This window comes from Desulfobacter vibrioformis DSM 8776, from assembly GCF_000745975.1.
Classification (GTDB): Bacteria; Desulfobacterota; Desulfobacteria; order Desulfobacterales; family Desulfobacteraceae; genus Desulfobacter; species Desulfobacter vibrioformis.
Genome location: NZ_JQKJ01000007.1, coordinates 67272 through 80820, shown reverse-complemented (window position 1 = coordinate 80820; position 13549 = coordinate 67272). Strand labels below are relative to the sequence as shown.

Below are 13549 nucleotides of genomic sequence, written 5' to 3'. Positions count from 1 at the left end.
ATTAAATTTGTTTAAAAAGCTGGGACATTATTTTTTCCGCCTCTTCAGACAGTCCATTCCCTGCCCTGGCGATATCCAGGGTATGGGCGCCCAGCAGACGGTACAGGGATGAAAATTCCGGTATTTTTTCGTCAATGTCAGCCAGGTGCCGGAACACTGTTTCATGATCCCCCCGGACCACAGGGCCTGTCAGGGCCCGGGTGCAGCCCCTGGACCCGATATTGAAAAGAGTGCCCTGGATCAGGGGGGACAAAATTTCAAATGCCACATCTTCCCGAAGCCCTGTTTCCATTAAAAGGGCCAGGGCAAACCGCACCAGAGTCACAAGGTAGTTGGACGCCACCACAGCCGAGGCATGGTAAAGGGTTTTGGATTCCGTTGGGATGGCAAAGGCCAGGGCGCCAAGGGCTGCGGCAATGTCCTTGCCCTGGGAAACGGCATCGGGGTCCCCTTCAACAGAGATATTGATTCCCTCAAAGGGGCTTGCCTGTCCCGGTTCATAAGGGGCAAAGGACTGCAGGGGATGAATGGAACCTACAACTGCCCCGGCCTGTTTTGCCTGGGTAAGAATCCCTGAAGAATGGGCGCCTGACAGGTGAAAAACCATGGTTTTCGGTCCCAGGGCGTTTTGTTGGACAAGATCGCCGCAGAGAGACGCTATGATGTTGTCAGGGGTAGTGATGAAAACAATGTCACCGGCCCGGGCACAGTCAGCGGCCGTATCAAATACGGTGCCGCACCCGGCTGCTGCCCTGGCGGCCTGGGCCGAAGTCCTGCTCCTGCTGAAAAAACCTGCCGGTACATACTCTTTTTTAAAGAGGAATGTGGCCAGGGCGATGCCCACCCGTCCACAGCCGATCACGGAAAATTTTCGCTTGGGAGTATTTATAATTTTATTTGTATGAATGGTCCTGGGACGGAAAACTGCCCTCCCTGACCTCTTTTATATATTCATCAAGTCCCTGGGCAGCCAGGGCTGCAATGTCCACGTATTTTTTCACGAATTTGGGTATAAACCCGTCATTGATGCCCAGCATGTCGTGGAACACCAGAATCTGGCCGTCGCAAAAGGGACCGGCACCAATGCCGATGGTGGGAATGGTCAGGGCCTGGGTAATTTTTTGGGCAATGGAAGCGGGAATGCCTTCCAGAACCACGGAAAAAGCACCGGCTGCCTCAACGTCCCTGGCATCCTTAAGCAGTCGTTCTTCATCCCGCTGCACCTTGAATCCCCCCATCTGATGTACGGACTGGGGCGTAAGACCAATGTGGGCCTGGACAGGTATCCCCGCCTTTGCCATGGCTGAAATGGCAGGACAGACATCCGCACCGCCTTCAAGTTTTACAGCCATGGCACCGGCTTCCTTTAAAAACCGGCCGGCGTTTTCAACTGCCCTTTCCAGGCTGCTCTGATAGGACATGAAGGGCATGTCACCCACTACCAGGGATCTTGTGCAGGCCCGGGTCACAAGTTTTGTATGGTAAATCATCTCATCCATGGTCACGGGCAGGGTGGTGTCCCAGCCCTGGACCGCCATGCCAACGGAATCGCCCACAAGGATGATATCGATTCCGGCACGGTCCACCATGGCGGCAAAGGGATAGTCATAGGCGGTGAGGGCCGTGATTTTTTTGCCCTCCTGCTTCATCTTCATCAGGCTGGAAGTGGTAACTTTTGTGCTCATGCGTCTCTCCTGATTTTAAGTTATCTGTTAATTCCTGCCGAGTCAAGCCATTTTCTGTACCGGACCATTCCGGCCAGAGCCTTGACAGCACGTTCCGGCGAGGGGAAAAATACCCCCTTATAGTCCAGATCGTCATAACGGTAAAGGGTGCGGCTCAATTCATCGGTTAAAAGGCTGACACCGACTACAGGTTTACCGTATTTCTGTGTCATTTCAACGACATATCTGGTGTAGTCCTCCTCTTCTTTGAGAAAGCCTGCCATAAACATATCTGCCGTTTCCTTTGTCATGCCGGGATCTGTTTTCAGCACAGCCTTTGCCATGCCATTGACCAGGATGCGTCTGCCGTGGATGCCCAGGTGAATGACCGCATCACACCCATCCCATTTTAAAAGTTCCTCCAGGCAGATCATGGGTATTTCCGGATCCCCTTCGCCCACAATATCCACGGGGTTGCCATGACTCCAGAAGTCGGGCAGGCAGTTGTTAAGCCGTTCAATGATTTTTCCGGACAGTTTGGGCACCCCAAGCCCGTATTCTGCGCAAAGGTCTGTGGTGACCACACCCCATCCGCCGCCCAGGGTCATGATGGCCACACGTCCCCCCTGGGGCATGGGCAGGGATGAAAAAACCACAGACAGGTCTAAAAGTTCCATGGGCTGCTCCACCTGGATAATCCCGGCCTGGGTGCAGGCCGCATTAAACACACCTGCATCCGAGGCCATGGCTCCGGTATGGCTGGAGGCGGCCTTTTCTCCATATTGGGTTCTTCCACCCTTGAGTACCACCACGGGTTTGGTTTTTGACAACCGGGTGGCAGATTCAAAAAACCGGGGTCCGTCTTTTACGCTTTCGATATACAACACCACCGTGCGGGTCAGGTCATCAAGTTCCAGGGCCTGCATATAATCTTCAATGGTGATCATGGCTTCGTTGCCTGAGCCCACAAATCCCCTGATGCCGATGCCCTGCTGCTCGGCAAAGGACAGAAGCTGGGTGCCCAGATTGCCCGACTGGGACACAAGGGTCGTGGAACCGGGACGCGGAAAGGCATTTGCCCCGGAAAAATAAAGGGATGCATGGGGATTGCACAGGCCCATGGTATTGGGGCCGATGACCAGGATACCGGCCTTGCCGGCTGCGGCCATGACCTCATCCTCAAGCTGTCTGCCCTGGTCCCCGACTTCCCTGAATCCGCTGGTGATCAGCACCATGCCTTTGACATGCTTTTTTTCCAGGGCCGGGATCAGGTCCATCACCCGGCTTGCAGGCACGGTTACCACAGCCAGGTCCACATCGCCTTCTATGTCATCAAAGTCCTTGTGGACTTTGCGGCCCATAATCGTGCCGCCCTTGGGATTAATCAGAAAAATTTGGCCTTTGAATCCACCGGCATAGGCATTTGTGGGCAGAAGATGCCCCCATTTGCCGGGGACTGCAGAGGCCCCCACAAAGGCAATGGTTTTGGGATAAAACGTGGTGTATAAGGCCTTGAAATCTATTTTTTGATGCACACCAGCGTCACACCGCCCGGGTTTTTCAAGAATCATCAGCCCGTCAACTGCCACAGGGGACCCGTCCTGGCTGATAATCAAAGGGTTGATATCAATTTCCCGGATGCCCGGGCAGGCCATGGCCAGGTCAGACAAGCCCCGGAGCACGGATTTAAGTTCTGTAATATTTACAGCCGCCTCCCCCCTGAATGCCCCCAGAAGGGTCTTGGCTTTCAGATTATCCAGCATGTCATCAAGGTCTGCATCGGACAATGGGGCGAGCCGCAAAACCATATCCTTTAACGCTTCGGTGAGTACACCGCCCACCCCGAACATGATCACCGGGCCAAACTGGGGATCATGAAACATGCCTGCGGTAAACTCCCGCCGCCCCTGGATCAGGGGCTGGACCAGGAAGGCTTCAAACCCATCACCCGCCCGGGACTTCATCCTTTGGGCCGCTTGCCTCAGACGTGCCTCATTGGTGATGCCCACGTCCACCATACCGGCTTCGGTTTTATGCAGCATCTGTTTTGCAATGCCCTTGAGCACAACAGGGTAGCCGACAGTATGGGCAGCCCCATGGATATCTTCAATGGATTCCACTCGTATTTCCTGTACCACGGGCAGACCCAGTTTTTTGAATATTTTTTTTGCCTGGTCTTCGTTGAGACTGGTGATCCCGATTTTAATGTAATTGTTAATGGTTGCTGCAATTTCTTTGAGTAGGGTCATGGTTTCACTCCGTTGAAAATGATGTCCGAAATACCGGCAGCTATTTCATCTGAGGCAATGCCTTCCCGGATAATTTCAAGGATGGCGGGGCATAAAGGGCCACCATTTCATAAGCCCTTGAAAGGTGAGTGATAGTTACTTACAAACTTATATTCTGTCAACATTCAATCGGTCTTTAAAAAAATAATCTGCCATGGGGTCTTCTTCTGGTTAAGAGGTTTGGAAAAATATTTTTGAAGATACAACGTATTTTGAACCTGTTTTCAACACTCAGACACTTTTTTTTGAACCGCTCCAGGATCATTATTTAAAGCGGTTTTTCATAGGTTTTGAACATGCTCTGAACACAGTATTCATCATCTTTTGAACATGGCGCTATGTTTGTCGATATTTTATGAATATCCTTTTGGATAGTTTAACCTGACATCAGTCCGAACCCTCTTTCCAGAACTCTGGGTTGATGCTGATTTAATATTTTCAACATATTTTGAACCTGTTTTCAACAATCAGACTCTTTTTTTGAACCGCTCCAGGATCATTATTTAAAGCGGCTTTTCATAGGTTTTGAACATCTTCTGAACATAGTATTCATCAGCCGTTTACCGGGACAAGAAAAAGAAACCAGAGGAAGGTCGAAAAGCCGAGGGCTAAAAAGGGCATGCCTTTTTTCACAGGAGATAATTTAAGAATATGTTAAAATCTGGAGAGATACCCGCACCATGCTGGCGGTTTTTCAGGGCGGTCCGGGAACCTGGATTTCCTCATGACCGCTTTATTCCCTTTCCGGGCTAGAATAGACAGCCCGGAAAGCAGTTTAGCCGGATGCGTTGGGAGTGATCAGATGAATGTTTTTTACTTTCCGGGGACTACATTTCGGGGTTTTCCTGCCAGATGGCTTTTTATGTTTTCAGCAGCAATGGACATCAGCCTTTCCCTTGCCGCAAGCGTTGCCCAGGCAATATGAGGCGTAATGTAACAGTTTTTAGCCGTCAGCAACGGGCAGTGCTTGACGGGCGGTTCTACCCCAAGGACATCCAGTGCAGCGCCGGCAATACGGCCTTCATTTAAAAAATCAGCCAAATCATTTTCCACAATCAGCGGCCCCCGGGAGGTGTTGACTAAATAGGCTGTTTTTTTCATTTGAGCCAGGGTCTCCCTGTTGATCAATCCTTTTGTCTGGGGGGTCAACGGACAATGCAGGGATATAATATCGCTGGTATGAATCAGGTTGTCCAGATCCGAATAGGTGATTCCATCGGGAAGATCAGGGGGAACAGAGCGGTTGTGGATCAGGATATTCATCCCGAAAGCCACCCCCATGCGTGCCACTGCCTTGCCAATACCGCCATAACCGACAATGCCCAAGGTCAGGCCTTCCAATTCCACCAGAGGATAATCCCAATAGCAGAAATCCTTTGATTCCGACCATTTTCCGTCCCTTACCGTCTGACTGTGGTGTCCGACCCTGTTGGTCAGTTCCAGAATCAGGGCAAAAACCATTTGCGCTGAGGAAGAACCGGAATAGCCGGGAACGTTGGTAACCGTAATACCCATTTTTTTTGTGGCGTCAAGGTCGACAACATTAACCCCTGTTGCCAGCACCCCGATATACTCAACTTTATCCATCGCCGCAATATCTTCAGCCGTCAGCACGGTTTTATTTGTCAACACAATATTGGCGTCGGCCGTTCGTTCCTGGATCTCTTCCGGACTTGTCCTGTCGTAAACCTTCAGATCACCAATTTCCGAAAATTTGTTCCAGTTAAGGTCCCCCGGATTTAGCGTATATCCGTCAAGAACAACTATTTTCATTTTTAACCCTCCTTCTTGAGCTCTTACATTATATATATGGCTGTTCCACCTGTCACCCAAGAACAATAAACTAAAGACCGGTTGTAAATCAACACGGATCGGACGCCATTGTGCCTTAACATGCTAAATTTTCGCTGTATACAAAATTTTGAAGTAATTTCTACAACAGTCTTGATTTGCACCTTGTTGAATGTTATTAAAGTTTCTGTTTGTTCTTTATTAAGAACAAATTGATTCAGGCCGTTGGAACCTTAGTATTTTTTGTATGTTAAGGGTGAACTGCGCATGGTCAGTGAATTCGCCGTTTGTGTTTGCAAGATGGAAGACCTTAAATTCAATTCCGGTAAGCAATTACCTGACAGGTCTTTGATCTTAACATAATAGTGTTAGATGTCTTAAACCTAAACTTCAACAGAGGAATAAACATGACTGAAACAATTAGATGGACAAGAACTGATGAAGCCCCTTTATTAGCAACTCATTCTTTGCTTCCGATTATTAAATCTTACCTTAAAGGATCAGGAATTGAAGTCGAACTGAGAGATATCTCTCTTGCAGGCCGGGTTGCAGCCAACTGGTCTGACCGTTTGAAAGATGATCAAAAGCAGTCCGATGATCTGGCATTTTTAGGCAAGCTTGCCATGGACCCGGCCGGAAATATTATCAAACTTCCCAATATCAGTGCTTCTGTTCCCCAATTGAAAGGCGCCATCAAAGAATTACAGGCCGCAGGATATGATGTTCCCGATTTTCCTGATGAGCCTAAAAATGACGAAGAAGCGGCCATCAAAGCGCAATATTCAAAGAATCTGGGATCTGCCGTTAACCCTGTTTTAAGGGAAGGAAACTCCGATCGCAGAGCCGCTGTTGCGGTTAAAGAGTTTGCCAAGAAAAATCCCCACACCATGGGTGAATGGTCTGCTGACTCCAAAACTGATGTTGCTTCAATGACCGAAGGTGACTATTACGGAACTGAGGTCGCAATAACTGTTGAAAACGCATGTGACGTCAAGATCGAACTGGTTGGTGCAGACGGATCAAAAACTGTTCTCAAAGAAAAGCTTGCACTGGAAGCTGCTGAAGTTATTGATGCATGCGTGATGAGCAAAAAAGCGTTGCGTGCATATGTTGCTAAATCAATTCAGGAAGCTAAAGACCGGGGTGTTCTTCTGTCAGCCCATCTTAAAGCCACAATGATGAAGGTTTCCGATCCGATCTTTTTCGGCCACATTGTTTATGTTTATTTCCAGGACGTTTTTGACAAGCATGAAGGCACGTTTAAAGAAATTGGTGTGAATCCGAACATGGGTCTTGGCGATCTTTACGCCAGACTTGAGGCATTACCCGCAGACAAGAAAGCTGAAATTGAAGCAGATATCCAGGCCTGCTATGCAAAAAGACCGCCTCTGGCAATGGTGAATTCCGATAAAGGCATTACCAACCTGCATGTTTCAAGTGACGTGATCATCGACGCGTCCATGCCCGCAATGATCCGCAATTCCGGAAAAATGTGGGGACCGGACGGAGAGCTTGCCGATACCATCGCCATGATTCCTGACAGAGCCTATGCCGGTGTTTTCCAGGCAGCCATTGATGACTGCAAGAAAAACGGCGCTTTCGATCCGAGAACCATGGGTACCGTACAAAATGTTGGTTTGATGGCAAAGAAGGCCGAAGAATACGGATCACATGACAAAACATTTGAAATCCCCACTGCCGGAACCGTTAAAGTTGTGGATACTGCCGGCAACGTTCTGCTTGAGCAGGCTGTTGAGCAAGGCGATGTTTTCAGAATGTGCCAGGTAAAAGACGCCCCGGTTCAGGATTGGGTTAAACTGGCCGTTAATCGTGGCCGGCTGACCGGTTTCCCGGTTATTTTCTGGCTGGATAACCAAAGAGCCCACGATAGAGAACTGATTAAAAAAGTTGAAAAATACCTGCCGAATCATGACACATCCGGTTTGGAAATTGAGATTATGGCGCCCACTGAAGCATGCGCCTTCTCTTGTGCCCGTGTAAGAAAATCCCAGGATACCATTGGTGCTACCGGTAATGTTTTAAGGGATTATCTGACAGACTTGTTCCCCATTCTTGAGCTTGGCACCAGTGCTAAAATGCTCTCCATCGTTCCTTTGATGGCAGGTGGCGGACTTTTTGAAACCGGCGCCGGCGGATCTGCCCCGAAACACGTTCAACAGTTTCTGGAAGAAGGTCATTTAAGATGGGATTCTTTAGGTGAATTCCTGGCATTTGCCGAATCCCTGGAATATATTGGAAATAAAGGCAACGCTACAGCTAAAGTATATGCTAAGGCTCTGGGCCAAGCCAATACCAAGTTCCTGGAAGAAAGAAAATCCCCCTCTCGTAAAGTAAATGAAATTGACAACAGAGGCAGCCATTTCTATCTGGCAATGTACTGGGCACAGGCCCTTGCCGCACAGGATGATGATGCCGCCTTGAAAGCAAGATTTGCAAAAGTAGCTGCCGCCATGGAAGAAAACGAGCAGAAAATTGCTGATGAACTTCTGGCTGCACAGGGAAAACCTGTTGATATCGGTGGTTACTACGTAATTGATTTCGATAAGACAACTGCTGCAATGAGACCTAGCGCAACACTGAACCAAATCGTTGATAACGCTTAAGTATAGCACTTAAGTCCATCAACTGACGTTCTTAAGCCCAATCACTGAGAAACATTTTGGTGGTTGGGCTTTTTTATTCATAGCCTTTCAAAGGCATGAAAACTTAAGGAACCGGCGCAGATAAAAAGCGTTTCACACACCTTGACAAGAGATCTGCTCTTGGTTAAATAGATTCTATCCCACGATTAACAATTAATATTAATTTTTTCACTTTTTGCATAACGGCCATGACCTGACGGACACAACAAACGATGAAAACATTTTAATCACAGAATTCTATCTTCAGTGTCTTCAGTGATTTCCGTGGTTAAACTTTTTCAGATAACCCACATGGGCCGCAAGCCCACAACGAACCATGAAACCAAAGACAGAAACAATGCAGGGCCAACATGGGCGCCCCAGGCGCTTCACCCTTTTGTTTCCTGTATCTTGTCTCTAGTTTCATATAGAGTGCTTCGTGCGGAGGCAAGGAGAATTACACCATGCTAAAACGATCCCTTTGGCTGTTTGTTATGGTCTGTATCGCCATACCGGCGTTTGCCAACGAAACGCAAAGAAAGCCGGTTACCATTGAAGGCAAGGCCATCCTGCCTTTGCGGGTGCTAACCCGTCCATTTTCCCACATCTATAATGCCAAAGATATAAACAGCGGCACTGTCAGGGAAAACCTGCCGGCATTCCAGCCATTTTACGTGTACACCCGGCCATCGCCCGAAGATATAGAACTCCAGGACGGATGGTACGAAATCGGGGAAAATAATCGCGGCCGGATTATAGGGTGGATGCAGGCAAAAGATGTCTTTGAATGGAAACAGACCATGTGCCTGGCCTATACCCACCCGGAGGGCCGCAAGCCGGTCCTCATGTTTTCAAACCGCGCGGCACTGCAGAATATTCTCAACACAGACGAAATCACCCGCCTCAATGAAGTGAACGGTTTTTACCAGGCCCTGGATGCAAAACAGATCCCTGAGAATTTTCCCATCCGTTCGGTGGAGCCCAAGCAGGCTGTTGATATTGCCACCCAGTTTTACCTTCTGCCCATCCTTGCCTTTGACGAAATTGAACTCCAGGGCCGGGAAGGACGCCTGCTCCAGCTGGCGGCAGCCACAGCCCAGGGCCCGGATGCCAGACAGTCCACAGATCTTTCCAAGAATCCGGATTATCTGGATGAGGCAACCATTGATGCCTCGGGCGTGGATGCCCACGTGTTAAAGCAGATGGATGTGGACATTGTCTTTGTCACAGACACCACCGTGTCGATGAAACGATATATCCAGGCCACCCTGGATGTGATCCGCCAGGTGGCCCAACAGTTAAATACAGACCCGGAGGTTTCCAAAAGCCTTCGCTTTGGCGTCTGGGGGTATCGCGATTCCGCGGACCTGATCCCGGATATCGGATACACCACGTATAACTACACCCCGGAACTGCTCCATGCCGGCCAGTTTGTCAATGCCCTTTCCCAGGTGGATGTCACCCAGACAGACAGTGATGACTACGCTGAAGATGTTTTTTCCGGGATCAGCGATGCCGTCGGTAAAACCGCCTGGACCACCGGCGCTATCCGTATCATGGTGCTGTTGGGCGATGCGCCCGGCCATGAAACCGGTCACAAGTACAATGCCTCAGGCCAGTCTGTCCAGACCTTGCGGGCCATCTGCGACGATGCCGGCGTCTATCTGTTCGCCATGCATGTCAAAGCGCCCCGGGCTAAAAAATATCACGAACCCGCTGAAATTCAGTTCCGGGAACTTTCCGGCAACCCGGGGATGCAGGGTCAAAGCGCCTACTACGCTGTCTCTTCCGAAAATCTGACCGGATTCTCCCAAGTGGCCCGGGATATCACTTCAGCGTTGACCCGCATGCTCAGTGCGGTAAAGCAGGGAAATGCGGCCCAGAGCATTGGTGCGGATACCCCCGAAGCTGCCGGATTGTCCGAAGAAGCACAGCTCTCCCGGGCACTTGCTGATTCTCCGGACACCTCAAAAGTTGCAGTTAATCAGGATGCTCCCGGGCCCATTGAACATGAAATGACAGGTATCGTTGGCAGGCAGAACAGCGAAACCGGTGTCAGTGCCAAAGACCTTGCCTTCCGGATGGTTAAAGCGGCCATGGTGGAATGGGTGGGTAAGCAGACCGGGGCCAAAGCGCCCCGGGATATCGTTGCCTGGGCCACGGACAAGGATCTGCTCACCCCGGAAATTCAATCCATGGAGGTGCGTCTGCTCATTAACAAACGGCAGCTGGACGCCTTGAATACCATCCTCAAAGAAATCATGGCTGCAGGCAGACGGGGACAGATCGGCGGTGAAGACTTTTTCACGGCCCTGCAGGCGACCTCGGCTGCCGCATCCCGTGATCCAAACCTCATCAAAAATGCTAAAACCATGGCGGATACAGGCCTGGTTCCCGAATTTTTATCCGGGCTGCCCTATCAGAGCCGCCTGATGAGCATGAATAATGATCTGTGGATGAGCTGGTCTGTGGACGAGCAGGATGAGTTCTTGAATGAACTGGATGCCAAAATCCAGGCCTACCGCTCCATCCATGACCGTCCCCAGGGATGGGTTGCCTTAAATCCCGCGGATGACCCGGATGAACATGTTTACCCGGTCAGCCTGGAACTTTTGCCTTAATCCATGAAACCCCTGTCCAGGGCAGGAACCGCGCTGTGCCTCCAAGGCCTTGTACATGCCCGGTCCCATGCCGGAATCCGCTTTGAACTCCGGGTGCCTGACATGTGTCTGGCCCCGGGAGAATTCACCGCTGTGGTGGGTCCGTCGGGCTGTGGCAAATCCACCCTTTTGGACATTCTCGGGCTGGTGATGCAACCGGACAGGGCTGATATCTTTACGCTGCAGGATCATGGGCGTTGCCTTGATCTCACCTGTCTGGGGACCTCAGCCAGGGCTGCCGTGCGCAGCCAGAACATTGGATATGTACTCCAGACCGGCGGACTTCTTCCTTTTTTAACGGTGCGCCAGAACATTGCCCTTCCCCTGGCACTGAACCGCTTAAAGGATAACCGCCGGATCCGGGAACTGGCCGCAAATCTGGGCATTGCCGAACAGCTGGACAAACGCCCGGCGTTTCTTTCGGGCGGACAGCGCCAGCGGGCCGCCATTGCCAGGGCCCTGGTCCATTGCCCCGGTCTGGTGCTGGCCGATGAACCCACGGCGGCCGTTGATGAACTCACGGCCATGGAGATCCGGGACCAGTTTCAGTGTTTGGGTAAAACCCTGGGCACCACCACCATCATGGTCACCCACGACCGCTCCTTGCTCAGAGGCCGGGTGGACCGGATTTTCAGCTTCCGCCTGGAACGTGCGGCCCACGGGGTGACCCTCTCCACCCTGCACGAAGTGGAGGCGTTATGACCCATGGCGGCGGCGCAGGCCTTGTCCCAAGTCTTGCCTGGGCAGATTTAAAGCATGAATGGGTATTAAGCCTTTGCCTGTTTCTGGCTGTTGCGGCCGTGATCGGGCCCTTGCTTCTGCTGTTCGGCTTAAAAAACGGTACCATGGAAACCCTGCGGGGAAGGCTGCTTGAAGATCCCCGCAACCGTGAAATTCGCCCCATGGTCTCCCGCTCCTTTACCCCCCAATGGCTGGATCAGTTAAAGAATAACCCCAAAGTTGACTTTTTGGTACCGGCCACCCGCAGTATCTCCGCCAGTGTCGAGCTGATTTCAAAGGGAAATAAACTGGTGCTGGAGGCCCTGCCTTCGGCGCCAGGCGACCCATTGCTGCTGGAAAACCATGCCAGGCCGCCTGAAAAAAAAGAGTGCGTCCTCTCCTGGGAGGCGGCGCGCAAACTGGACGTGCAAACCGGCCAGACCCTATCGCTTCTGGTGAAACGCCTGAAAGGCAGCGGTTTTGAAAGCGGCGCCACCACGGTCACCGTGTCCGGCATTGCAGATCCCCGGGCCACGGCCCGGGTGGCAGCCTTTTTTCCCCTGCCCCTTTTGGAAGCGGTGGAGGCGTTCAAGGACGGGCAGGCCGTGCCGGAACTGGGCTGGAACGGCCGGCTTCCCGTGGCCGGGCCTGTTTTTGACGGCGTGGTGCTCGGCCTTGACCAGCCCATGGACCCGGTGCTCAAGGTCCGCCTGATTTCGGGCACGGGCTTGAGCCATGTCACGGCACTGCCGGAAGGCAGCCGTATGGAAAGCCTGGGCTATCCCCTAACCCTCAGGCCCTATATTTATCTGCTCAGCACAAAAACAGCCGTGCCCGGTTCGGTTTTGACAACCATGGCCAACCGGCTCCGGGGGAAAAACCCCTTGATCCTGCCCTGGGTATCACCCATTGATGCCAGACTTGAGACCAGTCAGAACATATCCATTCTGGCCTTTCCAAGCCCGCCGGCACCGGAATTTGCCTGGAATGATTCGGGTCCAGGGGGGAAGAATCCAAGGCAGATCATATTGCCAAAGGGTTTGAACCTGTCCGGACAGCCGGTCCTGAGCCTGCCTGGAAAAGGCCTTGAATTTCCGGTTCAGGTCCGGACAGACCAGTTTTCACAAGGTGCCTGGGCCCTGGTTCCCCCGGATCTGGCTGGTATCCTGAATCTGGCCCGGAAACGGGAAATCCGCTGGGATGACCACAAAGACCAGTTCATTCTTCACCGCCGGGGATATGCCGCATTCAGGATGTACGCAAGGACCATGGACCATGTCCCGGACCTGAAACTGGAACTGGAGGGGATGGGTATTCCGGTGCATACAGAGGCCGAACGTATCCGGGATCTCAAGGAGCTGGACAGACATCTTTCCATGATTTTCTGGCTCATTGCCCTGGGCGGGATCCTGGGCGGTGCCGGCGCCCTGGCCGCAAGCCTTTATGCCTCGGTGGAGCGCAAACGAAAGGATTTAGGGGTGCTCGGGCTCATCGGCTTTGGCCGGGGCAGCCTGTTAAGCTTCCCCCTTTACCAGGCCCTGTTTCTCTCCTGCGGGGGATTTGCCCTGGCACTGGGCTTTTACCTGGTCATGGCCGGACTCATCAACCATCTTTTTTCCTCCCAGCTTTCGGCAGGGGAACATTTCTGCCGCCTTTATTCCATCCACCTGGCCGCTGCAGCCTGGGGTGTGGTGATCCTGGGACAAATCGCCGCGGCACTGGCAGCCTTCCGGGTGGTCTCCATTGACCCGGCCGAGGCCTTGAGAGATGAATAAGGACAGAAG

The 13549-nt window shown here is 51.7% G+C and carries 8 protein-coding genes; 4 read left to right on the top strand and 4 right to left on the bottom strand.

Going from position 1 to position 13549, the window contains the following annotated elements; genetic code table 11:
- Window position 1 precedes the first annotated feature (1 nt).
- The 4 genes from Q366_RS05570 to Q366_RS05555 form a co-directional block, all read right to left on the bottom strand.
- A complete protein-coding gene (locus Q366_RS05570) occupies window positions 2-862 on the bottom strand; it encodes a Rossmann-like and DUF2520 domain-containing protein (protein WP_245619879.1) in 861 nt (286 codons plus the stop codon).
- A 31-nt stretch (window positions 863-893) separates the two neighbouring features.
- A complete protein-coding gene (gene panB, locus Q366_RS05565) occupies window positions 894-1685 on the bottom strand; it encodes a 3-methyl-2-oxobutanoate hydroxymethyltransferase (protein ID WP_035237117.1) in 792 nt (263 codons plus the stop codon).
- A gap of 20 nt (window positions 1686-1705) precedes the next feature.
- On the bottom strand, window positions 1706-3913 hold the full coding sequence (locus Q366_RS05560; RefSeq protein ID WP_035237116.1) for an acetate--CoA ligase family protein: 2208 nt from the start codon (window positions 3911-3913) through the stop codon (window positions 1706-1708).
- An 852-nt stretch (window positions 3914-4765) separates the two neighbouring features.
- Window positions 4766-5725 carry a D-2-hydroxyacid dehydrogenase gene (locus tag Q366_RS05555; RefSeq protein WP_035237114.1) on the bottom strand — a complete coding sequence of 320 codons (960 nt, stop codon included), beginning with the start codon at window positions 5723-5725 and terminating at the stop codon, window positions 4766-4768.
- 425 nt (window positions 5726-6150) lie between these two features.
- Here Q366_RS05555 and Q366_RS05550 point away from each other — a divergent pair, with 425 nt between their 5' ends.
- From Q366_RS05550 to Q366_RS20085, 4 genes are all read left to right on the top strand, one after another.
- Window positions 6151-8367: an NADP-dependent isocitrate dehydrogenase gene (locus tag Q366_RS05550; RefSeq protein ID WP_035237112.1), complete on the top strand. Its 2217-nt coding sequence runs from the start codon at window positions 6151-6153 to the stop codon at window positions 8365-8367.
- A 482-nt stretch (window positions 8368-8849) separates the two neighbouring features.
- Window positions 8850-11006 carry a VWA domain-containing protein gene (locus Q366_RS05545; protein ID WP_035237110.1) on the top strand — a complete coding sequence of 719 codons (2157 nt, stop codon included), beginning with the start codon at window positions 8850-8852 and terminating at the stop codon, window positions 11004-11006.
- 3 nt (window positions 11007-11009) lie between these two features.
- Window positions 11010-11747, top strand: coding sequence for an ABC transporter ATP-binding protein (locus Q366_RS05540; RefSeq protein ID WP_051957847.1), 738 nt, complete (start codon window positions 11010-11012; stop codon window positions 11745-11747).
- Window positions 11744-13540, top strand: a complete 1797-nt coding sequence (locus Q366_RS20085; protein ID WP_051957846.1) for an ABC transporter permease — start codon at window positions 11744-11746, stop codon at window positions 13538-13540. Before Q366_RS05540 ends, Q366_RS20085 begins: the two co-directional genes overlap by 4 nt.
- The last annotated feature ends 9 nt before the right edge of the window (window positions 13541-13549 follow it).

Bases quoted from the DNA above. Each gene is read 5' to 3' on its own strand.
- Q366_RS05560 (WP_035237116.1), bottom strand. From the start codon at position 3,913: ATGACCCTACTCAAAGAAATTGCAGCAACCATTAACAATTACATTAAA.
- Q366_RS20085 (WP_051957846.1), top strand. From the start codon at position 11,744: ATGACCCATGGCGGCGGCGCAGGCCTTGTCCCAAGTCTTGCCTGGGCA.
- Q366_RS05540 (WP_051957847.1), top strand. From the start codon at position 11,010: ATGAAACCCCTGTCCAGGGCAGGAACCGCGCTGTGCCTCCAAGGCCTT.
- Q366_RS05555 (WP_035237114.1), bottom strand. From the start codon at position 5,725: ATGAAAATAGTTGTTCTTGACGGATATACGCTAAATCCGGGGGACCTT.
- Q366_RS05550 (WP_035237112.1), top strand. From the start codon at position 6,151: ATGACTGAAACAATTAGATGGACAAGAACTGATGAAGCCCCTTTATTA.
- panB (WP_035237117.1), bottom strand. From the start codon at position 1,685: ATGAGCACAAAAGTTACCACTTCCAGCCTGATGAAGATGAAGCAGGAG.
- Q366_RS05545 (WP_035237110.1), top strand. From the start codon at position 8,850: ATGCTAAAACGATCCCTTTGGCTGTTTGTTATGGTCTGTATCGCCATA.